Source organism: Pseudomonas sp. FW305-3-2-15-E-TSA4 (assembly GCF_058787295.1).
Map to the genome: position 1 here is coordinate 1 of NZ_JBYSZP010000011.1, position 26783 is coordinate 26783.

Consider the following 26783-nt stretch of genomic DNA (forward strand, 5'->3'; position numbering starts at 1 on the left):
GTCGGGGTAAGGGGATTCGAACTCCTGACATCCTGCTCCCAAAGCAGGCGCGCTACCGGACTGCGCTATACCCCGGTTTGAAATTGGCTCCGTGACCAGGACTCGAACCTGGGACCCAATGATTAACAGTCATTTGCTCTACCGACTGAGCTATCACGGAACTACATATTTCAATTTACAACGGTGAAACTTACAGCTCTTAGACTTCCGTTCGCATCGCTGCGTTCGTGTGTCTGAGGCGCGCTATTCTACAACCTAGAACACCTCTGTCAACCCCCTAAATCGCTTTCAAGTTAATGATTTGCAACTTATTTCAGATTTCAGCTCAGTGAGCTGAGATGCTGCGGGTGACTGACTGCGGGGCGCACTTTACAAGCCTTTTCCTTAGACTTCAACAGCCTAACGAAAAAAAGGCCTCGCAAAGCGAGGCCTTCCTTATTTCATTGGCGTTGCCGCTCAGTCGAAAACGATTTCGTCGTTCACGACCTTGCCGGTTGCTGTATCGCCCGGCAGGAAATGCCCCGACAGGATCAACTGCGCCAACGGGTTTTCGATCCAGCGCTGGATCGCACGCTTGAGAGGACGCGCGCCATAAACCGGGTCGTAACCCACGGCAATCAGCTTGTCCATCGCTTCCGGGCTCAGTTCCAGCTTCAGCTCGCGCTCGGCCAGACGACTGCGCAGACGGCCCAACTGGATCTCGGTAATCCCCGCGATCTGATCCCGCGCCAAAGGCTCGAAGATCACTACTTCGTCGACCCGGTTGATGAACTCGGGACGGAAGTGCGACGTCAGCGCGTCCATCACCGCTGCACGCTGGGCCTCACGATCACCGACCAGTTCCTGGATCTGCGACGAACCGAGGTTCGAGGTCATGACGATCACGGTATTGCGGAAATCCACCGTGCGTCCGTGGCTGTCGGTCAGCCGTCCATCCTCAAGCACTTGCAGCAGGATGTTGAATACATCCGGATGCGCCTTCTCGACCTCGTCCAGCAGGATCACCGAGTAAGGCTTGCGGCGCACCGCTTCGGTCAGGTAACCGCCCTCCTCGTAACCCACGTAGCCTGGTGGCGCCCCGATCAGCCGCGCCACGGAATGTTTCTCCATGAACTCGGACATGTCGATCCGCACCATTGCCTCTTCGGTATCAAAGAGGAATTCGGCCAGCGCCTTGCACAGCTCGGTTTTACCGACACCGGTCGGGCCGAGGAACATGAACGAGCCGCTCGGACGATTCGGATCCGCCAGTCCGGCACGCGAGCGCCGTACCGCGTTGGCGACCGCGACCACCGCCTCGTCCTGACCAATCACACGCTGATGCAACAGGCTTTCCATCTTCATCAGCTTGTCGCGCTCGCCTTCGAGCATTTTCGACACCGGAATACCGGTCCACTTCGAAACGACTTCGGCGATTTCCTCTTCGGTCACCTTGCTGCGCAGCAGCTGGTTTTCGCTCTTGCCGTGCTGATCGACCATTTGCAGGCTGCGTTCCAGATCCGGGATCACCCCGTACTGCAATTCGGCCATGCGGTTGAGGTCGCCTTTACGGCGCGCCGCTTCCAGCTCCTGACGCGACTGCTCGATCTTCTGCTGAATCTGCGCCGAACCCTGCACCTCGGCTTTTTCCGAGTTCCAGATTTCTTCCAGATCCGAATATTCACGCTCGAGGCGGACGATTTCTTCCTGGAGTTTTTCCAGGCGTTTCATCGCCGCTTCATCGCTTTCTTTCTTCAGGGCCTGAGATTCAACCTTGAGCTGAATCAGGCGACGCTCCAGACGATCCAGCACTTCCGGCTTGGAGTCGATCTCCATGCGAATACGGCTGGCGGCCTCGTCAATCAGGTCGATGGCCTTGTCCGGCAACTGCCGGTCAGTGATGTAACGATGGCTGAGCTTGGCCGCGGCGATGATCGCGCCGTCGGTGATCGCCACTTTATGGTGAACCTCATAACGCTCCTTGAGGCCACGCAGAATGGCGATGGTGTCTTCTTCGCTCGGCTCGTCCACCAGCACTTTCTGGAAACGCCGTTCGAGGGCCGCATCCTTCTCTATATATTGGCGGTACTCGTTGAGCGTGGTAGCGCCGACGCAGTGCAGCTCACCGCGCGCCAGTGCCGGTTTGAGCATGTTGCCGGCATCCATCGAGCCTTCGCCCTTACCCGCGCCGACCATGGTGTGCAGCTCGTCGATGAACAGAATGATCTGCCCTTCCTGCTTCGACAGTTCGTTGAGCAGCGCTTTCAGGCGTTCCTCGAACTCACCGCGATACTTGGCACCGGCAATCAGCGCGCCCATGTCCAGCGACAGCAGACGTTTGCCCTTGAGGCCGTCCGGCACTTCGCCGTTGATGATGCGCTGGGCCAGACCTTCGGCAATCGCGGTTTTACCCACGCCAGGTTCACCGATCAGCACCGGGTTGTTCTTGGTGCGACGCTGCAGAACCTGAATAGTGCGGCGAATTTCGTCGTCACGGCCGATCACCGGATCGAGCTTGCCGTCTTCGGCGCGCTTGGTCAGGTCGACGGTGTATTTGTCCAGCGCCTGACGCGACTCTTCGTGGTTGGCGTCATTCACCGCCTCACCACCGCGCAGGTTGTTGATCGCGTTTTCCAGGGCTTTCTTGCTCACGCCCTGGCCGAGCAGCAATTTGCCGAGCTTGCTGTTCTCGTCCATCGCGGCGAGCAGCACCAGCTCGCTGGAAATGAACTGGTCGCCCTTCTGCTGGGCCAGACGATCAGCCTGATTGAGCAGGCGCGCCAGATCCTGCGACATGTTGACGTCGCCGGTCGGGTTCTGGATTTTCGGTAATTGGTCGAGCTCTTTGGTCAGCTCTTTGCGCAAGCTGTTGACGTCGAAGCCGACTTGCATCAACAGGGGTTTGATCGAACCACCCTGCTGTTCAAGCATGGCTTGCATCAAATGCGCCGGCTCGATGGCCGGATGATCGTGGCCAACGGCCAGGGATTGGGCGTCGGACAACGCCAACTGTAATTTGCTGGTTAAACGGTCTATACGCATGGGTCACCTTCCTTTTGAGCAGGCCGGACCTAAAAACCATCCTGAATAAAGAAACCTGCCAGATACCACTGTAGATGCGGTCGATTCTGGGAGATTCAAGCGTCAGCGAGTTGATTCAGGTCAGGCAAGTCTAGCGGGTGAGCCAGACAAGGGAGGCGAAACGGCCAGTGCGCGACGCACGGCGGTAAGAAAAGAAGCGCGGGTCGGTCACGGTGCAGAAACCGCCACCATAAACCGCAGTGACACCGCGTTCAGCCAGACGCAGGCGCGCCAATAGATAGATATCAGCCATGAACTTGCCAGCATTGTGACTGGGCACGAAGGCTGCTGCCGCTGCCGGCAGTTGCTTGACGAAGACTTCGCGGACTTCCGGGCCGACTTCAAAGGCCTTCGGGCCAATGGCCGGACCGAGCCAGACCAGTACGTCCGCCGCAGCGGTGTCGAGATGGTCGAGGGTGGCTTCCAGTACGCCCGCCGCCAAACCGCGCCAACCAGCGTGAGCCGCCGCGACGCGAGTACCGGCACGGTTGCAGAACAACGCCGGCAGGCAATCTGCGGTCATCGCCGTGCAGGCAATCCCGGGAGTCGCCGTCCAACTGGCATCGGCGGTGGCAACCACGCCCGGATCAGCATGAGCCACGGCAGTCCCGTGTACTTGCTGCAACCAGGCAGGCTTTATCGAGAAGTGTTCGGTCAGACGCCGACGATTCTCGGCGACTGCTTCCGGGCGATCATCGACATGATCGCCCAGATTGAGGCTGTCGAACGGCGCCTCGCTGACACCGCCCTCGCGGGTGGTGACACAGGCGCTGACGCTGGCCGGCGCAGGCCAGTCCGGCGTCAGCCAGTTCATCCGACGAATGCCTCGCGATCCTGCTTGAGCAGGGTCAGCAGCCAGACGAAGTCTTCCGGCAGCGGCGATTCCCAGCTCATGCGCTCACCGGTGGTCGGATGATCCAGCTCAAGGAAGCGCGCGTGCAGGGCCTGACGCGGGAAGTGCTTGAGCGACTCGACCATGGTCGGGTTCGCGGCAGGCGGAATGCGGAAACGACCGCCGTACGCCGGGTCGCCGACCAACGGGAAGTTGATGTGCGACATGTGCACGCGAATCTGGTGGGTGCGGCCGGTTTCCAGTTTGACCCGCACATGCGTGTGGGACCGGAAACGCTCCAGCACGCGGTAATGACTGACGGCCGGCTTGCCGCCTTCCATCACTGCCATGCGCTGGCGCTGCTGACCATGACGGCCGATCGGGGCGTTGATCTTGCCCCCGGCGGTCACGACACCGATAACGATGCACTCGTAGATCCGGCTGACACTGCGGCTTTGCAACTGGGCAACGAGCTTGGTCTGCGCCTGAATGGTCTTGGCCACCACCATCAGACCGGTGGTGTCCTTGTCCAGGCGGTGCACGATACCGGCGCGCGGGACATTGATGATGTCCGGCACGTGGTGCAGCAAGGCATTGAGCAAGGTGCCATCAGCGTGGCCGGCAGCCGGGTGCACCACCAGGCCCGCAGGCTTGTTGATCACCAGGATGTCGTCGTCTTCATAAACGATGTCGAGCTCGATGTCCTGGGCGATCCACTCGCCCTGGGCTTCCTGCTCGGCAGTCAGCTCAAGAATGGCACCGCCATGCACGATGTCGCGCGGGCGGATGACCGCCCCGTCCACAGTCAGGCGACCTTCTTTGATCCAGGCGGAAAGGCGCGAGCGTGAGTGCTCAGCGAAGAGTTGGGCGGCGACTTGATCGAGGCGTTGGCCGCCCAAATCGGACGGCACCTCTGCGCGAAGTTCAATTTTATCGGACATGCTCTGACTGGCGTCGGCACAGCCTTTGGTTTCGGCTGCGCGCTTGTGGTTAAATACGGCGTCTTTTGCCCCGAGGCTTTTCAACGGGGCGCTCATCATAACAGGACGGCCCCGCCCAAGACAGCGGCCGTCATAGGGACGCAAGCCGCCATGCAAGTGAAACACCTGCTGCTGATCGCCATCCTCGCATTGACCGCTGCTTGCTCATCGAAGGAAGTCGTAGACGAAAACCTCAGCGAAGCCGAGCTGTATCAGCAGGCTCAGACTGACCTGGACAACAACAGCTACACCAGCGCCACAGCCAAGCTGAAGGCCCTGGAGTCGCGTTATCCGTTCGGTCGCTACGCCGATCAGGCACAGCTGGAGTTGATCTACGCCAACTACAAGAACGCCGAGCCGGAAGCTGCAAAGTCCGCCGCCGAGCGTTTCATTCGTTTGCATCCGCAGCATCCGAACGTGGATTACGCGTACTACTTGAAAGGTCTGACCTCTTTCGACCAGGACGTCGGCCTGCTGGCGCGCTTCCTGCCGCTGGACATGACCAAGCGTGACCCAGGCGCTGCCCGCGACTCGTACAACGAGTTCGCACAGCTGACCAGCCGCTACCCGAACAGCCGCTACGCGCCGGACGCCAAGCAGCGCATGATCTACCTGCGCAACCTGCTGGCGGCCTACGAAATCCACGTAGCCGACTACTACCTGACTCGTCAGGCCTACGTCGCCGCCGCCAACCGTGGCCGTTATGTAGTGGAAAACTTCCAGGAAACCCCATCGGTCGGCGACGGCCTGGCGGTGATGACCGAGGCTTACCAGCGTCTGCACCTGGACGATCTGGCCGCCACCAGCCTGGAAACCCTGAAGCTCAACTACCCGAACCACCCAAGCCTGCAGGACGGTCAGTTCGTGCCATCGGTCGCCGAAGCCGACAACCGTTCGTTCCTGAGCAAGGCGACGCTGGGCCTGATCGAATCGCGTCCACCGCTGCCGCCGGGAGAAACCCGCGCCAACCAGGACGTGCAGAAGCAGTTCCAGGACGCGAAAGACGCAATCCCGAACGAGCTCAAGCCTAAAGACGAAAACGGTGACGTGATCGAGGAAGAACATCACGAGGCTGAAGGCAACAACGATGACCGTTCGTGGTTCAGCTACATGACCTTCGGCGTGTTCGACTGATCACACCGGACGTTACAAAAAAGGGAGATCTGCGGATCTCCCTTTTTCATGGCTGCGCATTAATAGTCTGTGCGCTTGCCGGCGCCTTGGCTAAACTGCCGAATCATTAGCCGAAAAGCCGCCCATCATGCTTCGTTTACTGTTCTGGATTGTCCTGATTTTCGCTGCGGTATGGCTGTGGCGCAAATTCAAGGCGCCCGCCGCTTCCGCCCAGTCGCCCCGCGAGCATGACGCCGCGCCGATGGTGCGCTGCGCCCATTGCGGCGTGCACCTGCCGCGCGACCGCGCGCTGAACCTTCAACAACAGTGGTATTGCAGCCAGGCTCACCTTGAGCAAGGCCCGGGCACCAGTGATCGCTGAGGCCGCCAACGCCGACAGTAAACAGGCGCAGCGCCTGCTGCGCCTTTATCACCTCTACCGTTTAAGCGTCGGCATCACCCTGGTGTTGCTGATCTCCAGCAACATGGACAACCGCCTGCTGACGTCGGCCGACGACGATCTGCTGCGCAGCGGCAGTTGGTTGTATCTGGTGCTGAACATTCTGCTGGTGGTGTTCCTGGAGAACACCCGCCGCCCGGCGCAGTTGTTCACCCTGGCCTTGGTCGATGTGCTGTTGCTGTGCGGCCTGTTCTACGCGGCGGGCGGCGTGGCCAGCGCCATCGGCAACCTGTTGATTGTCTCGGTGGCGATCGCCAACACCCTGCTGCGCCGGCGCATCGGCCTGCTGATTGCCGCCATCGGCGCACTCGGCATTGTCGGCTCCAGCTTTCTGCTGGGCTTCAGTCACCCCCTGAGCGCCAATGACTATCTGCAAGCCGGGACCCTCGGCGCTTTGTGTTTTGCCGCATCGTTGCTGGTCCAGGGCCTGATCCGGCGTCTGGAAGTCAGCGAAAATCTCGCCGAACAGCGTGCCAGCGAAGTCACCAGTCTTGAAGCCCTCAACGCCCTGATTCTGCAACGCATGCGCACCGGCATCCTGGTGCTCGACGAACAGCGCCGGGTACAGCTGGCCAATCACAGCGCGAAAAATCTGTTGGCCCAGTCGCATCTTGAAGGGCATTTGATCAGCGACTACTCGCCGGCATTGGTCGAGCGTCTGCAGCTGTGGCTGAGCAACCCGACCCTGCGCCCGCAGAGCCTGAAGATCCCCGGCAACGGCCTGGAACTGCAACCCAGCTTCATCGCCCTCGACCAGAGTCCCAACCAGCAAACCCTGGTGTTCCTCGAAGATCTGGCGCAAATCGCTCAGCAAGCCCAGCAGCTCAAACTCGCCGCACTGGGGCGTCTGACTGCCGGCATCTCCCATGAAATCCGCAATCCACTGGGCGCCATCAGTCATGCCGCGCAGCTATTGGCGGAGTCCGAGGAACTCGATAGCGCCGATCGGCGTCTGACGCAGATCATTCAAGACCACTCCCAGCGCATGAACCGAGTCATCGAAAACGTCCTACAACTGTCGCGCCGCCAGCAAAGCGCTCCGCAACGGCTGGATCTCAAACCGTGGCTGGAACACTTTGTTGCCGAGAGCCGCGAGCAGGCGAGCGAGCGCCAGTCGATTCATTTGCGGATCAATTCCGGGGACTTCATCACGTTGATGGATCCCGACCAGCTCACGCAGATTCTCGACAATCTGTTACGCAACGGCTGGCGGCACAGCGCCCTGCTGCACCAGCAGGCCGAAGTCTGGCTGGCGCTGTTCGTCGACCCCGACAGCCAGCTGGCGGTGCTCGAAGTGCAGGACAACGGCCCCGGTGTCCCGTCCGATCAGCAGGCGCATCTGTTCGAGCCGTTCTTCACCACCAGCAGCCAGGGCACCGGCCTTGGGCTTTATCTGTCCCGTGAGCTGTGCGAAAGCAACCAGGCGCGCCTAGACTTCAAACCACGCCAAGGCGGCGGCTGCTTTCGCATCACCTTTGCTCACGGACGGAAACAAAGTTGAACACGAGCCCACGGCAAAAAATCCTCATCGTCGACGACGAACCGGATATCCGCGAACTCCTGGAAATCACCCTGGGACGGATGAAACTCGACACCTTCAGTGCTCGCAACCTCGGCGAAGCCCAGGCACTGTTGCAGCGCAATGCGTTCGACCTGTGCCTGACCGACATGCGCCTGCCCGACGGCACGGGGCTGGACCTGGTGCAGCACATCCAGCAACGTCATCCACAACTGCCGGTGGCGATGATCACCGCCTATGGCAGCCTGGAAACCGCGATCAATGCACTGAAGGCCGGAGCCTTCGACTTCCTCACCAAACCGGTTGATCTCACGCGCCTGCGCGAACTGGTCAGCACCGCGTTGCGCATGCCAGCGGCGGGTGGCGTCGCATCGTCGATAGATCGGCGCCTGCTCGGCGACTCGCAGCCCATGCGCGACCTTCGCAAACAGATCGACAAATTGGCGCGCAGTCAGGCCCCGGTCTACATCAGCGGCGAATCGGGCAGCGGCAAAGAACTGGTCGCGCGGCTGATCCACGAACAAGGGCCGCGCGCGCAACAGCCGTTTGTACCGGTCAATTGCGGGGCGATCCCTTCAGAGCTGATGGAGAGCGAATTTTTTGGCCATCGCAAAGGCAGCTTTACCGGCGCGGTGGACGACAAACCGGGGCTGTTTCAGGCCGCGCACGGCGGCACCCTGTTTCTCGATGAAGTGGCGGATCTGCCGCTGTCGATGCAAGTCAAGCTGCTGCGGGCGATTCAGGAAAAAGCCGTGCGCAGCGTCGGCGGCCAGCAGGAAACCGTGGTCGATGTGCGCATTCTGTGCGCCACACACAAAGACCTGGAAGCGGAAGTCGCCGCCGGACGCTTTCGCCAGGACCTGTATTACCGCTTGAATGTGATCGAACTGCGCGTGCCATCCCTGCGCGAACGGCGCGACGACATCGAAGTGCTGGCCACGCACATGCTCCAGCGTCTGGCCAGCAACAGTGGCCAGCCGGCAGCCCAATTGCACCCGCAAGCGCTTGAAGCACTGAAGCGTTATCGTTTTCCCGGAAATGTGCGAGAACTGGAGAATGTCCTCGAACGCGCGCACACGCTGTGCGAAAACCAGGTGATCGAGGCTGCGGATTTGCGCTTGAGCGAAGGCAATTGCGCAGTCGAGGACGGTATTGCCGACCTGACGCAAATCGACAACCTTGAGGATTATCTGGAGAACATCGAGCGCAAGCTGATCCTGCAGGCGCTGGAGGAAACGCGCTGGAATCGTACAGCGGCGGCGCAGCGTTTGAGTCTTTCGTTTCGGTCGATGCGTTATCGCCTGAAGAAACTCGGGCTGGATTGAGGGCCCCTTCGCGAGCAGGCTCGCTCCCACATTGGATTTTGTGATCGACAAAGATCAACTGTGGGAGCGAGCCTGCTCGCGAAAGCGATCTGCCAGGCTACAGAGAAATATCAGACTAAATGCGACCTTCAGGTGCATACGGCGCCGGATCGATAATCGGCGCCCGCCCCAGCATCATATCGGCAAACAACTGACACGACGCCGGCGCCAGCACCAGGCCATTGCGGTAATGCCCGCAGTTCAGCCACACCCCCTCAAACCCCGGCACCCGGCCGATATACGGGATTCCCTCAGGCGAGCCCGGGCGCAAACCGGCCCAGTGCCCCACCACTTCGGCCTCCGCCAGCGCCGGCAGCAGCTCGACGGCCGAAGCCTTGAGGCTCTGCAACGCGACATCGGTCGGCGTCTTGTCGTAGCCTTCGTGCTCCAGCGTACTGCCGATCAGAATGTGCCCGTCGCGACGCGGAATCGCATAACGCCCCTTGGCCAGCACCATGCTCGACAGGAAATCCGCTGCGCATTTGTAGAGAATCATCTGGCCCTTGACCGGCTCCACCGGCAGCGTCAGGTCCAGCGTCTTGAGCAGATCACCGCTCCATGCCCCGGCCGTCAGCACCACCTGATCGCCACTGATCACGCCTTTGGACGTCTCGACGCCAACCACCCGCTCGCCTTCGCGAACAAACCCGCTGACTTCGCATTGCTCGTGAATCGTCACGTTCGGCAGCGCCAGCAAAGCGGCTTTCAATGATTTGACCAGACGCGGGTTACGCACATTGGCCACATCGGCCATGTAGATCGCCCGGGAGAACCCGCCGCCCAACACCGGCACTGCGTCGTGCGCCGCCGAGATATCCACAGCCCGCAGCGGACGGTTTTCCCGCTCGGCCCAAGCCAGCGCCTCGGCTTCATCCTCCAGATCCAGCCAATACAGGCCGGTGGTGTGCACTTCGGGATCAACCCCGGTATCGGCAAACAGCCGCTCGCCCAGCTGTGGATAAAAATCCTGCGACCAATGCGCCAGCGCGGTGACTGCCGGGCTGTAGCGCCACGGGTACAGCGGTGAAACGATACCGCCGCCGGCCCAGGACGATTCCTGGCCGACGTTCGAGCGATCCAGCAGCACCACGCTGCGCACTTCGGAGGCGAGGTTGTAGGCGGTCAGCAGGCCAATCACCCCGCCACCGACAATCACCACTTGCTGTTGCCTGGTCATGTTTGATCCAACCGTAAAAAAGACAGTGGGCGCAAAAAGACGCCCTTAAGAAGGTACCTCAGCGGCCCCAGCAATCCTTGGTGGTCAGCCCGGTGGTAGCGTTGTTCATGCTTCTGACGCCGGTGTTGGACAGGGTGAAGTCCCCGCACTTGTCGGTGGCCATGGCAGTGCCAGCCTTGCGTGTGGCGGTCAGCAGGAAGGTCTGATCAGCGATCGTCGGGGTGATGGTGTAGAAATCATTGCCCGTGCTCAGACCAGTGATGCCGGTGTAGACGTTGTTTTTGGTATAGAAGCGTTCGAGGCTCTGCGCCTGCTCCGAGAGCAGCGACACCACTTCGGCGCGCCGGCCCTTTTTCAGGTATTCGGTGTAGCTCGGTGCGGCGATGGTGATGATGATCCCGATGATCGCAATCACGATCATGATTTCGATCAGGGTGAAACCTCGGTTGAATCTGCGCATGCCTCAAACTCTCACTTACTGTATTTGTCGCCACATGATACGACGGCTGCCGCCGCCGGATTTTTCCACCAGTGTGGTGACGGTGCCACTGGAATCGTTGACGATCTTGCGCGTCGCGCCATTGACGATGGCGTTCAGGGTGGGGATCCCGCCGGTGAACACCACGCCGCTGGAAATCGTGTCGTTGCTGTCGACCACGCCATCGGCGTTGGTGTCGAGCACCGCGTAGTTGAGCATCTTACCGCTGAACGCATCGAGTTCGACCAGTTTGCCGGTGCCGAAACTGGCACACGGGTCGGTGGTGTCGACACTGGCGGTGGTAAACACGATGCGTCCGAGCACCAGACTGGCCTGATTGATCACCCGCTCGCCGGTCAGCACGTTGTTGTACACCAATGGCAGGTACCAGCCCTTCTCCCCCGGATAGGTCGTGTCGTTCTGGCTGGTGGTGATGAACTGCCCGGTGCTGCCGGAGAACACTCCAGTCACTGCCTGCGCCTGCAGGCTGCTGACCGTCAGTTGCCCGGAACCGCCGTCGGCATCCCACACCGAATAAAATGCCTGCAGATCCTTGTTGGTCTTGTCGGCGGTCTCGTTGAATTTGCCGGTGCCGACGAAGATCTGTTTGCCCCCCAGCGAATTGTCCGCCAGCAGCGGCTGCGCGGTGATCGGTTGAGTCGCCCCGCCCGCCGTGGTGAACAGCGGCTTACCGGAAAACGCCACGCCCCAACTGTCGGTCGATGTCGCGCTCAGATCGAATTTCCACAATCGCCCTTTCAGGTCACCTCCGTAAGCGGCCTGCACCACGTTGGAAGAATTGACCTTGAGCTTCACCGACGACAGGCCATTGGTGGTTTCGGTGCTGTCGATCACGATCTTCTTGATCAACGATCCGTCACGCACATCCAGCACATACAACGCCGCCACCCCGGAGCTGCTGCCATAACCATTGGCAATGAACGCCGCCCAGCGACCATCGGCCAAGCGTGCCACTTCCGGCCGGGCATAGGCGTAACCCAGATCATTGAATGCGTTGGCGGTGTTAGCCGTGGCAGGTGCACTGACTTCCCACAGGGCATTGAGCACATTGCCCGCCGACGCGTCGAACAGTTGCAGCGCATAGAAAGTCTTGCCGCCAGCACCGGTACCGCCGATGGCCAGGGTTTTCCAGGCGCTGTTGATTTGCGCGTCATACACACCGACCTGACCGTCCACCAGAAACTTGTGGCTGACGCCATTGATGTAAGCCGGGTCGGCAATCAGCCGCAGCGACGGCAACACGCTGGACGGCATGTAGGCATAACGCCGGGTGCCGTTAGCCGAGTTGATCACGTTGACGAAACCGTCGTTGGCATTCACCACCAGATTCGAATTCATGTTCGCCGCTTTGGTGGTCAGGTACGTGGTGTAGGTGGTGTCACCCGAAAGGTCGGAGGCGGTTTTGTCGCTGGGCGAGGCCAGCACCAGCGGCGAGTTGATGATGTCGCCGAGCAATACGCTGCGCACTTTCAGCCCGGTCTTGTTGGTGCCCTTGCTCCACTCCACCAGATCGCTGCCGCTGATACCGGTGGGCAGGCTCTGGCTGAGCGTCGTCTGTTGGGCTGCGGAAAAGTTGCCATAGGCCAGGGTGACGGCGGCGTTACTGGAGGTGTTCCACGATTGATAGGTTGGAGCGGTCGCGCCCGGCACGATCGTGGTATCGGTGGTCCACAGGGCTGTCGAAGTATTCACCGCGCCGGCCGAGGTGAAGCCGAAAGACTTGATCGTCCCGCGCCAGTCCTTGGGATCGTAGCTGGTCTGGAAATAACTGGTGCCACTGGCCAGCGTGGTACCGCTGGTGACCCCGCTGCCGCCGGAACCGGCCTTGGAAGTGATGTCGCTCAACGCCGAGGACAGCGCGGTGTTGAGACCGGCGCTGTCGGTGGCTTGGTAATACCTGCCCTGCCCGTAAGCGGCGGCGTCCGACAGCATGTCGTTGTCGGCGGTAAAACCCACGGTGTAGGTGTTCATGTTCTGTTTGGGAAAATCCACGGCATTCCAGCTTTTGCCAGCGGCGTCAGTCCCCGTGGAACGCATGTCGATGTCGAAGGCGAATTTGGCAATGTCATCCAGATACAGCGTGTCACCCTCGTTATCGCCATTGAGGTTGTTGCCGTCATTGTTGATACCGTCCCAGTTCGGCAGGCGACTGCCACCCAACGGATCATTGGTGGGAAACGTGCGGTCGTAGGTCGGCAAACCGTCGGTGATCACCACGCCGTAGTTCTTTTGGCAGCGGTACTGAATCGGGCTGGTGTAGGTCGCCGGCGTACTGTTGTAGTAAGGCGCCATGCCACGCATGTAGCGGGTGATTTCGTAATAGGTTTCTGCCAGCGGCGTATTGGCCACGGCGCTCAAACCGTTGATCGAAGAAATCAGCGCGTTGTAGTTGGCGTCGGCCTGCGCCTGGGTCACGCTGCCGGAGACCGGGGACAGGTCGCTGATCGATCGCGCGATATATCCGCCATTGCCCGAATTGTTACTGGTGGCCGGATTGAAGGTCGACAGGCCCATGCGCAAGGTACGGTTGCTGGTGACCAGCGCGGTGGACACATTGCGCGCGACGTTGATCCGATAGTCGTTGGGAATTGCCCCGTTGGTGAAGTCGCGGGTGCCGTTGTTGATCGCCAGCCCGACAACGTAGGCGATGTAGTCCCCGGTGTAGCGGGTGTTGCCGCCACCCACCGGATCCGGCAGTTTCAGGCATAGCGGCGCGATACTGTTGTTGTAAAAGGCATAGGCCCCACTGGAACAACCCGAGGTCGGCAGGCTCGAGAGAAACACCGAATCACCAGTGATGGCAGTAGAACTCAGGCACAGTCCGAGCAACGCGTTGCACTGCCGGGCGGGTGTGCGATCAACGCCGGGGTCGAATCCTGCCGCATAAATAATGCTGTTCATACTGCCGGAATCATCGATCAGCAACATCACGTTGGGCGGCACCGCTGCAGCGCTCAACAGTGGCGAGTCGGACGGCGTGAACGCGTAGGCCGGTGCCGCCAGATACAAGCTCAGCAGCATGCCGGTCAATAACGTCCAGCAGCGCTTAATACTTCGCATAGACGCTCTCCACCACACTGCGCGAAGTACCGGCGATGCCGACTGCCGTAATTCGATACAGCGTCGCCGAAGTGTTGCTCGGCACGTTGACCGCCGTCAGGGTGGTGCCAATGTTCTGCACACCATAAAAGCCGTTACCGGCAGCGATCCACGTAACTCCGGAAGTCGAATTGAACCCCGCCGCGCTGACCACAGAAGACTCCGCCGGCGGCGCACATTGCGTGGTACTGGCACACACCGCCAGCGAATAACTGTCGAGTTGCACCGCACTCTCGCCGATGCGCAACGCCGCCTCGGCGGTCTGGAACGACTGATTGCGCAGGCTGACACTGCCGGCCATTTTCTCCTGCAGGTTGGCACTCTGCATCGAGGACAGCCCGATCAAGGTCAGCAGCAACAGAAACACCAGACTGACCAGCAACACCATGCCGCGCTGGGTTTGCCTCTGGTTGAACGTGATCCTCATCATTCCGGCCTCACTGCAAACGGTTGCGCAAAGCGGCAACCACGTTGAAGGTTTGATTGGCCACCCGGTTGTTCGGGTCGGTGAGGGTCAGGCTCAGGCGCACACTGCGGATGCGCGCCGGGTCACTGGGGTTGGCGCTGTAGGAGGACGCCGCGACGTCAGTGGCGGACGTCGCCAGACCGAACATGACGCTGAACGCACTGACATTGTTCACCAGCACCTGTTGGGTCGGGGTACCGCTGCCGGTGCCCATGAGAATCTGGTTGTTGCTGAAGCTGTAGATCAAGCGGCGGATCGGAAAAGCGATCTGCCCGCTCGCTGCCGCCCGCAACCCGGTATAGGCCGTGGCACTGTTGCGGCAATCGGAGACCACCGTCCAGGTCGGCGTGCCACCACTGCCGCCGACATCGGCGGTAACCAGAGTCAGCTTGAGGTTGCTGTTGTCCCAACTGATCGGGGTGACCTGCGCCGCGTTGAAATCCCCCGCCGAGCTCGCGTCAGTAATCGTGCCCAGACAGCCGAACATGCCGACCATGCGCAGTTCCTGAATCATCTTGCTCAGGACAAAACGTGCGTCTTCCTGCATCGCAGCGGCGGTGTTCTGGCTGACATAAGTGTTTTTAGCTGCAAGGAACGTCTGCACCACCCCCAGTACGATGATCAGCCCAAGCGCTAGCGCGATGAGCATTTCGATCAGGCCAAACCCCCGCTGATCATGCTTCATGGCGTGGCCACCGGATCGACCGTTGCACGGCTGGTCAGGACGAAACTGCGCGTGGTACCGGTGGCATTCGCGGCCCGTGAGTCATTCCAGTTGATGGTGATGGTGTACACCCGCTGATTGCGGGTGATCGTGCCGGTGGCGGTTGGCCCGCCGAAATTGACGATGTTGGTGGTAAAATCGTAGAGATCCTGATCGCGGGCGACACTGAGGTTGCCCGAGGTCGGCGGTGTCACCGTGTAATCGGCGGCGGCGTTGGCGCGGATGCGGTCCATCATGTCGTAGGCGATAAAGCTCGCCTGACTGGTCATCCGCGAACTGTCGGTGTACTTCAGCGCATTCACTTGAACAGCTGCCGCGCCCAATATCCCGACGGTCAGAATCAGCAACGCGACCAGCACCTCGATCAGCGACATGCCCTCCTGTGCCTGTGTGCTCCCTGCCCTCATCCGCAACTTCCACCCAATTGAATTCGTCCATTCAGACACACGTTCAGCGTCCTGCTTTGCGTGCCCAACACGTAACTGATGGCCACCGCCGTCGACGGCGCCGCCAGGCCACCCAGATTATTGAAATCCAGTGCGGTCACTCCTGAGGGTAGCGTCAGAGTCGCGCCGCTGCTCATCGCTGGAACAACCCGCAATACATTGGCCGGTGTGCCAGTACTGTCGTAGACCGACAATTCGCCGGTCCACACGCTGCCGCCGGCGCTCGGGCGCAAGCGCGTGGTCACGCCGCGATCAATCGCCTCCAGCCGGGCATAGTTGATGGCGCGCTGCAGGTCGCCCATTTCCGTGTCGGCCTTGCTGCTCTGGATCGAGCGGGTAAAACCCGGCACCGCCAGGGTGATGAGGATCACCATCACCGCTACCGCAGCCAACAACTCGGGCAGCGTGAAACCTTTTGTACGATGATCCATCGATGCCCTCCGTTGCCGTCGGCTATACCTGCTTCTACAAACTAGAACATTCAACCGGCCTGCGTCGGTTGATTTGCCCTGCCCGGCGAAAAGGATCGCGCCGGGCTTCATGCTCCACGGAGGGAGTTGTCATGCCGCAACAGGGTTTCAGCCTGATCGAATTGCTTATGGGACTGGCGATTGGCGCAATTGTTCTGGCGCTGGTCAGCCCGGCGTTCGCCACCTTCACCGAGTCGACCCATCGCGACCAGGCAGCGCGGTCACTGGTTGAGGGCATTCGCAACGCCCGCACCCTGGCCATCACGCGCAATCAGAGCGTGGTTATCCATGGCATCAATGGCGACTGGAGTCAGGGCTGGCGGATCATTCTGGATATCAGCGGCAAGGGGTCGCTGGACAGCAGCAATCCGCTGCTGGTGGAGCATACGAGTGACGGGCGGACACCGATTGTCGGTAATTGGGCGGTCAGTCGTTACGTGCGCTTCAGCAGTCTGGGACAACCGCTGATGCCCGGGCGGGCATTTCAGGCAGGGACATTACATATCTGTTCGGCACGCGAGCCGGTCAGCCAGCGCCAGGTGGTGCTGGCGGCAACCGGTCGGGTGCGCCTGACCAGCGCAAAGGCTGAGCAGGCGCTGTGCCTGAAGGCGAAGAGCGTCAGATCGAACGGACGCGCAGCTCTTTCGGCATCGAGAAGGTGATGTTCTCTTCGCGACCGGCCAGTTCATCGGCACCGGTCGCGCCCCAGGCTTGCAATTGCTGGATCACGCCGCGCACCAGCACTTCCGGTGCGGAGGCACCAGCGGTGATGCCAATGCGCTCGACACCCTCGAACCAGCTCTTCTGCAGGTCTTCGGCGCCGTCGATCAGGTAGGCCGGCGTGGCCATGCGTTCGGCCAGCTCACGCAGGCGGTTGGAGTTGGAGCTGTTCGGACTGCCCACCACCAACACCACGTCGCATTCGTCAGCCAGTTGCTTGACCGCGTCCTGACGGTTTTGCGTGGCGTAGCAGATGTCGTCCTTGCGCGGGCCACCGATGGCCGGGAAACGTGTGCGCAGGGCATCGATCACCCGACTGGTGTCGTCCATCGACAGGGTGGTCTGGGTCACGAACGCCAGTTTTTCCGGGTCACGCACTTGCAGTTCAGCGACGTCTTTCTCGTCTTCGACGAGGTAGATCGCGCCGCCATTGCTGGCGTCGTACTGGCCCATGGTGCCTTCGACTTCCGGGTGACCGGCGTGGCCGATCAGGATGCACTCACGGCCGTCGCGGCTGTATTTCGCGACTTCGATGTGCACCTTGGTCACCAGCGGGCAAGTGGCGTCGAATACCTTCAGGCCACGGCCGGCGGCTTCGCTGCGTACGGCTTGAGAAACGCCGTGAGCACTGAAGATTACGATGACGTCGTCCGGCACCTGATCCAGCTCCTCGACGAAGATCGCGCCACGGCTGCGCAGGTCTTCGACGACAAATTTGTTGTGCACCACTTCATGACGCACGTAGATCGGCGGCCCGAAGACTTCCAGGGCGCGGTTGACGATTTCGATCGCCCGGTCCACACCGGCGCAGAAGCCACGGGGGTTGGCGAGTTTGATTTGCATGCTGTGCCTCGTGTCTTGCGCGCAAGAAATAGCGAAAACGGTTGAAAACATTGTGGGAGCGAGCCTGTTGTGGCGAGGGGATTTATCCCCGATCGATTGCGAAGCAATCGTCAAAACAGTCAACGCTTTCCGGTTCTGAATCGCGGTGATCAGATTCGGGGGCGCTTCGCACCCGATCGGGGATAAATCCCCTCACCACAAAAGCCCGCTCCCACAGTGGTTTTGCAGTGTTACTCAGATCGCTTCGACGTTGATGATCTCGACGTCAAAGGTCAGCGTCTTGCCGGCCAGCGGGTGGTTGAAGTCGATGGTCACTTGCGCGTCATCGAACTCTTTCACCACACCCGGCAGCTCAGTATTGGCCGCATCATTGAAGATCACCAGCAAACCCGGCGACAACTCCATGTCGACGAACTGCGAACGCGGGATGATCTGTACGTTTTGCGGGTTCGGCTGGCCGAAAGCGTTTTCCGGCTCGACGGTCAGCGTACGCTTGTCGCCGGCCTTGAAGCCGAACAATGCTGCTTCGAATCCCGGCAGCAGGTTGCCGTCACCGACCTTGAAGGTCGCCGGGGCCTTGTCGAACGTGCTGTCGACCGTGTCGCCGTTCTCCAGGCGCAATGCAAAGTGCAAAGTGACTTCCGTGTTCTGGCCGATGCGTTGCTCAGCCAATACCTGTTCAGTCATGAACGGCTTCTCCGGTTTTCTTACTTTTGAACATGTCCAGTGCGAGCATCACCGCACCGACGGTGATGGCGCTGTCGGCAAAGTTGAACGCCGGGAAGTACCAGCGGTTCTGCCAGTGCACCAGAATGAAGTCGATCACATGGCCCAGGGCAATGCGGTCATACAGATTGCCCAGCGCACCGCCCAGCACCAGTGCCAGTGCGACAGCCAGCCAGGTATCGTTGCGGCCCAGACGCTTGAGCCAGACCACCAGCACCGCACTGACCACAATCGCGATCAGGGCGAACAGCCAGCGCTGCCAGCCGGAGCTGTCAGCCAGGAAGCTGAAGGCCGCGCCGGTGTTGTAGGCCAGGGTCCAGCTGAAGTAATCGGGAATGATCACGATCTGCTGGAACATTTCGAGCTTGCCTTCGAAGTAGAACTTGCTGGCCTGGTCGATGACCAGAACCAGCAAACTCAACCAGAGCCAGCTCAACCGTCCGAAACGGCCAACGGCTTTAGGCATAGTGACGAACCTCGCCGGCGCCGCTGATGTTGTCGACGCAACGGCCGCAGATTTCCGGATGCTCCGGGTTCACGCCGACGTCTTCGCGGCAATGCCAGCAACGCGCGCATTTCGGGAAGGCCGATTTGACGATCTTCAGTTTCAGGCCGCTGACTTCGGTGGCTACCGCGTCCGCAGGTGCCTGAACGAAAGGTGCCACGCTGGCAGTCGAAGTGATCAGGACAAAGCGCAGTTCGTTGCTCAGCTTGGCCAGGTCGGCGCTCAGCGCTTCTTCGGCGAACAGCGTCACTTCGGCTTGCAGGTTGCCACCGACGGCTTTGGCCGCACGCTGGATTTCCATTTCTTTGTTGACCGCCACCTTCACTTCCATGATGCGATCCCAGTACTCGCGACCCAGCTCGAAGCCTTCCGGCAACTCGGTCAGACCTTCGTACCAGGTGTTGAGCATCACCGATTCGTTGCGCTCGCCCGGCAGGTACTGCCACAGCTCGTCGGCGGTGAACGCGAGGATCGGCGCGATCCAGCGCACCAGCGCTTCGGAGATGTGGAACAGCGCGGTCTGGCACGAGCGACGTGCCTTGCTGTCGGCGCCGGTGGTGTACTGGCGATCCTTGATGATGTCGAGGTAGAAACCACCCAGCTCCTGCACGCAGAAGTTGTGGATCTTCGAGTAGACGTTCCAGAAACGGTATTCGCCGTAGTGCTCTTGCAATTCGCGTTGCAGCAGCAGCGTGCGATCCACGGCCCAGCGATCCAGTGCGAGCATGTCTTCAGCCGGCAGCAGGTCGGTGGCCGGGTTGAAACCGGTCAGGTTGGAAAGCAGGAAACGCGCGGTGTTACGGATGCGACGATAGGCGTCCGCGCTGCGCTGCAGGATCTGCTCGGACACGGCCATTTCGCCGGAGTAGTCGGTCGACGCAACCCACAGACGCATGATGTCGGCGCCCAGGGTGTCGTTGACTTTCTGCGGCGCAATCACGTTGCCCAGGGATTTGGACATCTTGCGGCCGGATTCATCGACGGTGAAACCGTGGGTCAGCAACTCGCGGTACGGCGCGTGGTTGTCGATGGCGCAACCGGTCAACAGCGACGAGTGGAACCAGCCGCGGTGCTGGTCGGAACCTTCCAGGTACAGGTCGGCGCGCGGGCCGGTTTCGTGACCCATCGGGTGCGAACCGCGCAGCACGTGCCAGTGGGTGGTGCCCGAGTCGAACCACACGTCGAGGGTGTCGCTGATCTTGTCGTACAGCGGCGCTTCGTCGCCCAGCAGTTCGGCGGCGTCGAGCTTGAACCAGGCTTCGATGCCTTCGACTTCAACGCGCTTGGCGACTTCTTCCATCAGCTCGACGGTGCGTGGGTGCAGTTCGCCGCTTTCCTTGTTCAGGAAGAACGGGATCGGCACGCCCCAGTTGCGCTGACGGGAGATGCACCAGTCCGGACGGTTGGCGATCATCGAGTGCAGGCGCGCCTGGCCCCAGGCCGGAACGAACTTGGTGTCTTCGATGGCTTTGAGCGAGCGCACGCGCAGGGTGTCGCCGCTGACCGGCTCTTTGTCCATGCCGATGAACCACTGCGCGGTGGCGCGGTAGATCAGCGGGGTCTTGTGGCGCCAGCAGTGCATGTAGCTGTGTTCGATGACGGTGGTGTGCAGCAGCGCACCGACTTCGGTCAGTTTTTCGACGATGGCCGGGTTGGCCTTCCAGATGAACTGGCCGCCAAAGAACTCCAGCGACGGCACGTACACGCCGTTGCTTTGTACCGGATTGAGGATGTCATCGTTGACCATGCCGTACTTCTTGCAGGTCACGAAGTCGTCCACACCGTAGGCCGGGGCGGAGTGAACCACGCCGGTGCCAGCGCCCAGTTCGACGTAGTCAGCCAGGTACACCGGCGACAGGCGGTCGTAGAACGGGTGACGGAAGTTGATCAGTTCCAGCGCCGAACCCGGCGCGGTGGCCAGTACGGTGCCTTCAACGCCGTAACGGGACAGGCAGGATTCAACCAGCTCTTCAGCCAGCACCAGCAGCTTGTCGCCGATATCAACCAGCGCGTAGTTGAATTCCGGGTGTACGTTCAGCGCCTGGTTGGCCGGGATGGTCCACGGGGTGGTGGTCCAGATCACGATCGAGGCAGGCTTGCCCAGCGATGGCAGACCGAACGCGGCGGCCAGTTTGGCTTCGTCGGCGATCGGGAAGGCCACGTCGATGGTCGAGGACTTCTTGTTCTCGTACTCGACTTCGGCTTCGGCCAGCGCCGAACCGCAATCGAAGCACCAGTTCACCGGCTTCAGGCCCTTGAACACGAAACCGCCCTTGACGATTTCGGCGAGGGCGCGGATTTCACCGGCCTCGTTCTTGAAGTCCATGGTCTTGTACGGGTTGGCGAAGTCGCCCAGCACGCCGAGACGGATGAATTCGCTCTTCTGCCCTTCGATCTGCTCGGTGGCATAGGCACGGCACAGTTCGCGGGTCTTGTCCGCGCCCAGGTTCTTGCCGTGGGTCACTTCAACCTTGTGCTCGATCGGCAGGCCGTGGCAGTCCCAGCCCGGAACATAAGGCGCGTCGAAGCCCGACAGGGTCTTCGAGCGGATGATCATGTCCTTGAGAATCTTGTTCAGCGCATGACCGATGTGGATCGTGCCGTTGGCGTACGGAGGGCCGTCGTGCAGGACGAACTTCGGACGATCCTTGCCAATCTCGCGCAACTTTCCGTACAGGCCAATACTGTCCCAGCGCTGCAGGATCTGCGGTTCGCGCTGTGGCAGGCCGGCCTTCATTGGGAAGGCGGTGTCCGGAAGGTTTAGCGTGGCTTTATAGTCGGTCATTTAAGGCTCTTCATTAGCGATGGGCGCTAGGTGCGGCTAGTGCACGGGCGGCGGCGACATCCGCGTTGATCGCCGTTTTCAGTGCCTCCAGGGAGGCGAAACGCTGCTCTTCACGCAGCTTTTGGTGGAAAACCACCGTCAGACGCCGGTCATACAGATCGCCGGCAAAATCCAGTAGATGAACTTCAAGGTGGGCTTTGCCATCACCTTGGACCGTAGGCCGCACGCCGATGTTGGCGACGCCAGGCCAGGTCTTGCCGTCGATGTCCACATCCACCAGGTAAACCCCGGTGAACGGTACGCGACGGCGCTTGAGTTGAATGTTGGCAGTGGGCGTACCCAGTTGCCGGGCCAGTTTCTGACCGTGCAGCACGCGACCGGCGATCCGGTACGGGCGGCCGAGCAAGCGTTCGGCCAAGGCAAAATCGGCCGCGGCCAACGCGTTGCGCACCTGAGTGCTGCTGACGCGAATGCCGTCCAGCTCGACGGTTTGCGCGGCTTCCACGGTAAACCCGTGGACCTGGCCGGCCTGCAGCAGAAAATCGAAATCGCCGAGGCGATCGCAGCCGAAGCGGAAATCGTCACCGACCTCCAGATGCTGCACGCCGAGACCGTCCACGAGGATGGTATCGACGAATTCACTGGCGCTGAGCTTGCTCAGGCGCTGATTGAAAGCCAGGCACAACACCCGGTCGACGCCTTCGGCGGCCAGCAGCTGCAGCTTGTCACGCAAGCGGGCCAGACGCGCCGGAGCGGTCTCCGGGGCAAAGAATTCCCGTGGCTGCGGCTCGAAAATCACCACGCAGCTGGGTACGCCCAACTCGAGCGCACGCTCACGCAGCCGGGCCAGGATAGCCTGGTGACCACGGTGAACACCGTCAAAGTTGCCAATAGTGGCGACGCAGCCCCGATGCTGGGGGCGCAAGTTGTGGAGGCCTCGAACCAGCTGCATAACGCGCTTCTTGCTCATAAAGTGGTCGATTATAACCACACCCGACGGTCGACGACAGGCAACACCGTAACGCAAAGTGATCGAGCCGACAAAACTGCCGGCCCGTGCCCGGTTATAAAGGCTGAAACCTCAGCTCAAAGCCTTGCGATTGAAGTCGCGCAGACGGAAACCGAGCAGCAGCAACATACCGAAATACGCCACCACACCAGCAACCACCAGCGCCCCCAGACGCAGAAAGCGCTCCAGCATGTGCCCCTGATCCCAGGCCGGCATGAAATGCATGCCCAGCAGCAATACCGCCGACATCACCGCCACTGCCACCACCAGTTTGAAGCCAAATGTGTACCAGCCTGGTTGCGGCTGATACATCTTTTGCTTGCGCAGTTGATAGAACAACAGCCCGGCATTCAGACAGGCACCGGCACTGATCGCCAGCGCCAGCCCGGCGTGAGCCAGCGGGCCGATCAGCATCAGGTTGAACAGCTGTGTGCACACCAGTGTGAAGATTGCGATTTTTACCGGGGTGCGGATGTTCTGTTGCGCGTAAAAGCCCGGCGCCAGCACTTTGATCACGATAATTCCGAGCAGACCGACAGAATAGGCAATCAGCGCACGCTGGGTCATGGACGCATCAAACGCGCTGAATTGACCGTACTGGAACAATGAGACGGTCAGTGGCTCGGCGAGAATTCCCAGAGCCAGTGCACACGGCAACACCAGCACGAAGCACAGGCGCAGCCCCCAGTCGAGGATCCGCGAATATTCGTGGCGATCCTTGCTCGCATAAGTCTTGGCCAGCGTCGGCAGCAAAATGGTGCCCAACGCTACGCCGAGCACACCGGACGGCAATTCCATCAAACGGTCGGCGTAATACATCCACGACACCGAGCCGGCGACCAGAAACGAGGCAAAAATGGTGTTGATGATCAGCGAAATCTGGCTGACCGAGACACCGATGATCGCCGGCAGCATTTGCTTCATCACTCGCCAGACGCCGCTATCGCGCAGATTCAAGCGCGGCAGCACCAGCATGCCGATCTTTTTCAGGTGCGGCAGTTGATAGAGCAACTGCGCCAGACCACCGACCAGTACCGCCCAGCCGAGGGCCATCACCGGCGGATCGAAATACGGCGTGAGGAACAGCGAGAACACAATCATGCTGACGTTGAGCAGGGTCGGCACGAACGCCGGCACCGAAAAGCGGTTCCAGGTATTGAGGATCGCCCCGGCCAGCGAGGACAGAGAGATCAGCAATATATAAGGGAACGTCACCCGCAGCAGGTCGGAGGTGAGCTGGAATTTTTCCGGCGTGTCGGCAAAACCCGGCGCCGTGGCCCAGATCACCCACGGTGCGGCGATCATGCCCAGCGCGGTAACCAGCGCCAGCACCAGCGTCAGCAGGCCCGATACATAAGCAATAAAGGTACGGGTCGCCTCTTCACCCTGCTGACTCTTGTATTCCGCCAGAATCGGTACGAAGGCCTGCGAGAACGCGCCCTCGGCGAAGATTCGCCGCAGCAGGTTGGGCAATTTGAAGGCAATGAAGAAGGCGTCCGTGGCCATTCCGGCGCCGAACGTGCGAGCGATGAGCGTGTCACGGACGAACCCGAGAACCCGGGAAAGCATGGTGATAGAGCTGACGGCGGCCAACGATTTGAGCAGATTCATTGAGGGAATGTGTGCCTGTCGATAAACAGCAGGCGAACAATGCGCCTACTTGTGCGATACTCTGCGCCGCAACAGCACAGAGCCAAAGCTCGCGAGTTTACAGGTCAAGCGCCGGAAATAAATATCCCGCCTCTTTACACCTACCACTTAGCGGAACGTTTCAAGCGCCCTTGACAAGACTTCTCTTCATCGGCATGATTCGCGGCCTATTTTGTTTGCTATTTCCTAAAAAGTCTTTCGAGGAGCTCGACGGTGGCCAACTCACCTTCCGCCAAAAAACGTGCAAAACAGGCTGAGAAGCGTCGCAGCCACAACGCCAGCCTGCGTTCCATGGTTCGTACCTACATCAAGAATGTAGTTAAGGCCATCGACGCAAAAGACGCTGAAAAAGCTCAAGCTGCATACGTTCTGGCTGTGCCAGTTATCGACCGTATGGCCGATAAAGGCATCATCCACAAGAACAAGGCTGCTCGTCATAAGAGCCGTCTGAATGGCCACGTCAAGGCACTGAAAGAAGCTGCTTAATCGACGTAGTCATTAAAAAACCGACCTTAGGGTCGGTTTTTTATTGCCTGCGATTTGGTGAATCCCGCACTCAAAAAAGTGGGAGCCGGCTTGCTCGCGAATGCAATCTGTCAGCCGACATCTCTAGCAACTGACACGACCTCTTCGCGAGCAAGCCCGCTCCCACATTCCGGATTTGCGTTGTTACTGCTGGACGGGTACCCACGGCACGATCGGAATCGCGGTTACCGCATTCTGCGGGCTGCCTTCGATCACGCGATCGCTGTAAACCAGGTACACCAGCGTATTGCGCTTCTTGTCGAGGAAACGCACCACCTGCATGGTCTTGAACACCAGCGATGTGCGCTCCTTGAACACCTCATCACCATCCTTCAGTTCGCCCTTGAACTTGATCGGACCGACCTGACGACAGGCGATCGACGCCTCGGCGCGATCCTCGGCCAGACCCAGACCACCCTTCACCCCTCCCGTCTTGGCGCGAGACAGGTAGCAGGTCACACCGTCGACCTTCGGATCATCGAAAGCCTCGACCACGATCCGGTCATTCGGGCCGACGAACTTGAACACCGTCGACACCTGACCGATTTCCTCGGCCGAGGCCAGCAATGGCAGCGCCATCAGCAGACCCAACAATCCTTTAGCCATGCGCATGCGTATTTTCCCTTAGACCAGAATCAGGTTGTCACGGTGAACCAGTTCCGGCTCAGCCATGTAGCCCAGCACGCCGACAATTGCATCTGACGACTGACCAATGATTTTTTGCGCCTCAAGCGCACTGTAGTTGGCCAGGCCACGGGCAATCTCACGACCGTCCGGCGCCACGCAGACCACCATCTCGCCACGCCGGAAGCTGCCCTGGACCAATTTGACGCCGACCGGCAACAGACTCTTGTTGCCCTGCGACAACGCCGACACCGCGCCTTCGTCCAGCACCAGCGTGCCGCGAGTCTGCAGATGCCCGGCCAGCCACTGCTTGCGCGCCGCCAGCATGCCGCGCTCAGGCGACAGCAGCGTACCGATGCGCTCGCCAGCCTTCAGGCGATCGAGTACTCGCTCCAGACGCCCACCAACGATGATCGTGTGCGCCCCGGAGCGCGCCGCCAGCCGCGCCGCACGCAGCTTGGTCTGCATACCACCGCGCCCCAGTGCGCCACCGGTGCCGCCCGCCACCGCATCCAGGGTCGGATCATCGGCGCGCGCTTCGTAAATCAGTTGCGCATCAGGATTGTTGCGCGGATCGGCGTCGAACATGCCGTCGCGATCGGTGAGGATCACCAGCAGATCAGCCTCGACCAGATTGGCCACCAGCGCCGCCAGCGTATCGTTGTCGCCGAAACGGATTTCGTCGGTGACCACGGTGTCGTTTTCGTTGATCACCGGGATGACTTTCAGCTCGACCAGCGCACGCAGGGTGCTGCGGGCGTTGAGGTAGCGCTTGCGGTCGGACAGGTCATCGTGAGTCAGGAGAATCTGCGCGGTGTGCCGGCCATGCTCGGCAAAGCTCGACTCCCAGGCCTGCACCAAGCCCATCTGGCCGATTGCAGCAGCGGCCTGGAGCTCGTGCATCGCACTGGGTCGTGCGGTCCAGCCCAGGCGGCTCATGCCGGCAGCCACTGCCCCGGAGGACACCAGCACCAACTCGACACCCGCCTCATGCAGGGCGACCATCTGCTCGACCCATACACTCATTGCCGCACGATCCAGCCCTTTGCCATCAGCTGTCAGCAAAGCGCTGCCGATCTTCACGACCCAACGCTGCGCACCTGTCACTTTGCTCCGCATCATCTTCAACCTTAGCTTGAGGACAGCGCGACCCAGCGCTGCCCGTGACGTTAATCGTGGCTATTGGT

At 60.5% G+C, this 26783-nt stretch carries 24 protein-coding genes and 2 tRNA genes; 6 read left to right on the top strand and 20 right to left on the bottom strand.

Going from position 1 to position 26783, the window contains the following annotated elements; all coding sequences use genetic code 11:
- Position 1: 1 nt before the first annotated feature.
- The 5 genes from AC3WMV_RS16205 to rluD all read right to left on the bottom strand — a co-directional run bounded on the left by AC3WMV_RS16205 (position 2) and on the right by rluD (position 4833).
- A tRNA-Pro gene (locus AC3WMV_RS16205) sits at positions 2-75 on the bottom strand.
- A gap of 9 nt (positions 76-84) precedes the next feature.
- Positions 85-160 (bottom strand) — tRNA-Asn (locus AC3WMV_RS16210).
- Between the two features lie 296 nt (positions 161-456).
- Positions 457-3021, bottom strand: a complete 2565-nt coding sequence (gene clpB / locus AC3WMV_RS16215) for an ATP-dependent chaperone ClpB (RefSeq protein WP_007963856.1) — start codon at positions 3019-3021, stop codon at positions 457-459.
- 130 nt (positions 3022-3151) lie between these two features.
- Positions 3152-3874 carry a peptidoglycan editing factor PgeF gene (pgeF, locus tag AC3WMV_RS16220; protein ID WP_027612808.1) on the bottom strand — a complete coding sequence of 241 codons (723 nt, stop codon included), beginning with the start codon at positions 3872-3874 and terminating at the stop codon, positions 3152-3154.
- On the bottom strand, positions 3871-4833 hold the full coding sequence (gene rluD / locus AC3WMV_RS16225; protein WP_007963852.1) for a 23S rRNA pseudouridine(1911/1915/1917) synthase RluD: 963 nt from the start codon (positions 4831-4833) through the stop codon (positions 3871-3873). Before rluD ends, pgeF begins: the two co-directional genes overlap by 4 nt.
- A gap of 150 nt (positions 4834-4983) precedes the next feature.
- Here rluD and AC3WMV_RS16230 point away from each other — a divergent pair, with 150 nt between their 5' ends.
- From AC3WMV_RS16230 to AC3WMV_RS16245, 4 genes are all read left to right on the top strand, one after another.
- Positions 4984-6006 (top strand): outer membrane protein assembly factor BamD, encoded by a 1023-nt coding sequence (locus tag AC3WMV_RS16230; protein WP_027612809.1) that lies wholly within the window; start codon positions 4984-4986, stop codon positions 6004-6006.
- Positions 6007-6133: 127 nt separating this feature from the next.
- Positions 6134-6367, top strand: coding sequence for a PP0621 family protein (locus tag AC3WMV_RS16235; RefSeq protein ID WP_097089235.1), 234 nt, complete (start codon positions 6134-6136; stop codon positions 6365-6367).
- Positions 6357-7946, top strand: a complete 1590-nt coding sequence (locus AC3WMV_RS16240) for a sensor histidine kinase (RefSeq protein ID WP_097089237.1) — start codon at positions 6357-6359, stop codon at positions 7944-7946. Before AC3WMV_RS16235 ends, AC3WMV_RS16240 begins: the two co-directional genes overlap by 11 nt.
- Positions 7943-9289, top strand: coding sequence for a sigma-54-dependent transcriptional regulator (locus tag AC3WMV_RS16245; RefSeq protein WP_103367295.1), 1347 nt, complete (start codon positions 7943-7945; stop codon positions 9287-9289). The genes AC3WMV_RS16240 and AC3WMV_RS16245 overlap by 4 nt, the downstream gene beginning before the upstream one ends.
- 115 nt (positions 9290-9404) lie before the next feature.
- Here AC3WMV_RS16245 and thiO read toward each other — a convergent pair whose 3' ends face one another.
- The 7 genes from thiO to AC3WMV_RS16280 are packed head-to-tail and all read right to left on the bottom strand — an operon-like array spanning position 9405 to position 16170.
- Positions 9405-10505, bottom strand: a complete 1101-nt coding sequence (thiO, locus tag AC3WMV_RS16250; RefSeq protein WP_103367294.1) for a glycine oxidase ThiO — start codon at positions 10503-10505, stop codon at positions 9405-9407.
- A 58-nt stretch (positions 10506-10563) separates the two neighbouring features.
- Positions 10564-10965, bottom strand: a complete 402-nt coding sequence (locus tag AC3WMV_RS16255) for a type IV pilin protein (RefSeq protein WP_103367293.1) — start codon at positions 10963-10965, stop codon at positions 10564-10566.
- 15 nt (positions 10966-10980) lie between these two features.
- Positions 10981-14064, bottom strand: coding sequence for a pilus assembly protein (locus AC3WMV_RS16260; RefSeq protein ID WP_103367292.1), 3084 nt, complete (start codon positions 14062-14064; stop codon positions 10981-10983).
- The gene (locus AC3WMV_RS16265) at positions 14051-14530 is read right to left on the bottom strand and encodes a pilus assembly PilX family protein (protein ID WP_096795282.1); all 480 of its coding nucleotides are present in this window, start codon (positions 14528-14530) and stop codon (positions 14051-14053) included. Before AC3WMV_RS16265 ends, AC3WMV_RS16260 begins: the two co-directional genes overlap by 14 nt.
- Positions 14531-14540: 10 nt before the next feature.
- A complete protein-coding gene (locus tag AC3WMV_RS16270) occupies positions 14541-15254 on the bottom strand; it encodes a PilW family protein (RefSeq protein ID WP_103367291.1) in 714 nt (237 codons plus the stop codon).
- On the bottom strand, positions 15251-15700 hold the full coding sequence (gene pilV, locus AC3WMV_RS16275; RefSeq protein WP_097089249.1) for a type IV pilus modification protein PilV: 450 nt from the start codon (positions 15698-15700) through the stop codon (positions 15251-15253). The genes AC3WMV_RS16270 and pilV overlap by 4 nt, the downstream gene beginning before the upstream one ends.
- On the bottom strand, positions 15697-16170 hold the full coding sequence (locus AC3WMV_RS16280) for a GspH/FimT family pseudopilin (protein ID WP_098965689.1): 474 nt from the start codon (positions 16168-16170) through the stop codon (positions 15697-15699). Before AC3WMV_RS16280 ends, pilV begins: the two co-directional genes overlap by 4 nt.
- 131 nt (positions 16171-16301) lie before the next feature.
- Between AC3WMV_RS16280 and AC3WMV_RS16285 the strand changes: the two genes are divergently transcribed.
- The gene (locus AC3WMV_RS16285) at positions 16302-16871 is read left to right on the top strand and encodes a GspH/FimT family pseudopilin (RefSeq protein WP_103367290.1); all 570 of its coding nucleotides are present in this window, start codon (positions 16302-16304) and stop codon (positions 16869-16871) included.
- On the opposite strand, the gene ispH is transcribed toward AC3WMV_RS16285, so the two are convergent.
- From ispH to murJ, 6 genes are all read right to left on the bottom strand, one after another.
- Positions 16828-17772 carry a 4-hydroxy-3-methylbut-2-enyl diphosphate reductase gene (ispH, locus tag AC3WMV_RS16290; protein ID WP_027612821.1) on the bottom strand — a complete coding sequence of 315 codons (945 nt, stop codon included), beginning with the start codon at positions 17770-17772 and terminating at the stop codon, positions 16828-16830. The two genes, AC3WMV_RS16285 and ispH, sit on opposite strands and share 44 nt — an antisense overlap.
- Before the next feature lie 234 nt (positions 17773-18006).
- Positions 18007-18444, bottom strand: coding sequence for an FKBP-type peptidyl-prolyl cis-trans isomerase (gene fkpB, locus AC3WMV_RS16295; RefSeq protein ID WP_178085219.1), 438 nt, complete (start codon positions 18442-18444; stop codon positions 18007-18009).
- Positions 18445-18451: 7 nt separating this feature from the next.
- The gene (gene lspA, locus AC3WMV_RS16300) at positions 18452-18964 is read right to left on the bottom strand and encodes a signal peptidase II (RefSeq protein WP_103367288.1); all 513 of its coding nucleotides are present in this window, start codon (positions 18962-18964) and stop codon (positions 18452-18454) included.
- Positions 18957-21788: an isoleucine--tRNA ligase gene (gene ileS / locus AC3WMV_RS16305; protein WP_103367287.1), complete on the bottom strand. Its 2832-nt coding sequence runs from the start codon at positions 21786-21788 to the stop codon at positions 18957-18959. The genes lspA and ileS overlap by 8 nt, the downstream gene beginning before the upstream one ends.
- A 13-nt stretch (positions 21789-21801) precedes the next feature.
- Positions 21802-22740 (bottom strand): bifunctional riboflavin kinase/FAD synthetase, encoded by a 939-nt coding sequence (gene ribF / locus AC3WMV_RS16310; protein WP_003228347.1) that lies wholly within the window; start codon positions 22738-22740, stop codon positions 21802-21804.
- Between the two features lie 129 nt (positions 22741-22869).
- Positions 22870-24408 carry a murein biosynthesis integral membrane protein MurJ gene (gene murJ / locus AC3WMV_RS16315; protein WP_097089255.1) on the bottom strand — a complete coding sequence of 513 codons (1539 nt, stop codon included), beginning with the start codon at positions 24406-24408 and terminating at the stop codon, positions 22870-22872.
- Positions 24409-24660: 252 nt separating this feature from the next.
- On the opposite strand from murJ, the gene rpsT reads away from it, so the two are divergent.
- On the top strand, positions 24661-24933 hold the full coding sequence (rpsT, locus tag AC3WMV_RS16320) for a 30S ribosomal protein S20 (RefSeq protein WP_003228351.1): 273 nt from the start codon (positions 24661-24663) through the stop codon (positions 24931-24933).
- Between the two features lie 183 nt (positions 24934-25116).
- Here rpsT and AC3WMV_RS16325 read toward each other — a convergent pair whose 3' ends face one another.
- Positions 25117-25584 (bottom strand): CreA family protein, encoded by a 468-nt coding sequence (locus AC3WMV_RS16325; protein WP_003228353.1) that lies wholly within the window; start codon positions 25582-25584, stop codon positions 25117-25119.
- A 12-nt stretch (positions 25585-25596) separates the two neighbouring features.
- Entirely contained in the window at positions 25597-26715 is a 1119-nt protein-coding gene (gene proB / locus AC3WMV_RS16330; protein WP_027612826.1) for a glutamate 5-kinase, read from the bottom strand.
- Positions 26716-26783: the final 68 nt, after the last annotated feature.

Excerpts from the sequence above, each read along its gene's own strand:
- clpB (WP_007963856.1), bottom strand. The coding sequence starts at position 3,021 with ATGCGTATAGACCGTTTAACCAGCAAATTACAGTTGGCGTTGTCCGAC.
- pgeF (WP_027612808.1), bottom strand. The coding sequence starts at position 3,874 with ATGAACTGGCTGACGCCGGACTGGCCTGCGCCGGCCAGCGTCAGCGCC.
- rluD (WP_007963852.1), bottom strand. The coding sequence starts at position 4,833 with ATGTCCGATAAAATTGAACTTCGCGCAGAGGTGCCGTCCGATTTGGGC.
- AC3WMV_RS16230 (WP_027612809.1), top strand. The coding sequence starts at position 4,984 with ATGCAAGTGAAACACCTGCTGCTGATCGCCATCCTCGCATTGACCGCT.
- AC3WMV_RS16235 (WP_097089235.1), top strand. The coding sequence starts at position 6,134 with ATGCTTCGTTTACTGTTCTGGATTGTCCTGATTTTCGCTGCGGTATGG.
- thiO (WP_103367294.1), bottom strand. The coding sequence starts at position 10,505 with ATGACCAGGCAACAGCAAGTGGTGATTGTCGGTGGCGGGGTGATTGGC.
- AC3WMV_RS16255 (WP_103367293.1), bottom strand. The coding sequence starts at position 10,965 with ATGCGCAGATTCAACCGAGGTTTCACCCTGATCGAAATCATGATCGTG.
- AC3WMV_RS16260 (WP_103367292.1), bottom strand. The coding sequence starts at position 14,064 with ATGCGAAGTATTAAGCGCTGCTGGACGTTATTGACCGGCATGCTGCTG.
- AC3WMV_RS16265 (WP_096795282.1), bottom strand. The coding sequence starts at position 14,530 with ATGAGGATCACGTTCAACCAGAGGCAAACCCAGCGCGGCATGGTGTTG.
- AC3WMV_RS16270 (WP_103367291.1), bottom strand. The coding sequence starts at position 15,254 with ATGAAGCATGATCAGCGGGGGTTTGGCCTGATCGAAATGCTCATCGCG.
- pilV (WP_097089249.1), bottom strand. The coding sequence starts at position 15,700 with ATGAGGGCAGGGAGCACACAGGCACAGGAGGGCATGTCGCTGATCGAG.
- AC3WMV_RS16280 (WP_098965689.1), bottom strand. The coding sequence starts at position 16,170 with ATGGATCATCGTACAAAAGGTTTCACGCTGCCCGAGTTGTTGGCTGCG.
- AC3WMV_RS16285 (WP_103367290.1), top strand. The coding sequence starts at position 16,302 with ATGCCGCAACAGGGTTTCAGCCTGATCGAATTGCTTATGGGACTGGCG.
- ispH (WP_027612821.1), bottom strand. The coding sequence starts at position 17,772 with ATGCAAATCAAACTCGCCAACCCCCGTGGCTTCTGCGCCGGTGTGGAC.
- lspA (WP_103367288.1), bottom strand. The coding sequence starts at position 18,964 with ATGCCTAAAGCCGTTGGCCGTTTCGGACGGTTGAGCTGGCTCTGGTTG.
- ileS (WP_103367287.1), bottom strand. The coding sequence starts at position 21,788 with ATGACCGACTATAAAGCCACGCTAAACCTTCCGGACACCGCCTTCCCA.
- ribF (WP_003228347.1), bottom strand. The coding sequence starts at position 22,740 with ATGCAGCTGGTTCGAGGCCTCCACAACTTGCGCCCCCAGCATCGGGGC.
- murJ (WP_097089255.1), bottom strand. The coding sequence starts at position 24,408 with ATGAATCTGCTCAAATCGTTGGCCGCCGTCAGCTCTATCACCATGCTT.
- AC3WMV_RS16325 (WP_003228353.1), bottom strand. The coding sequence starts at position 25,584 with ATGCGCATGGCTAAAGGATTGTTGGGTCTGCTGATGGCGCTGCCATTG.
- proB (WP_027612826.1), bottom strand. The coding sequence starts at position 26,715 with ATGCGGAGCAAAGTGACAGGTGCGCAGCGTTGGGTCGTGAAGATCGGC.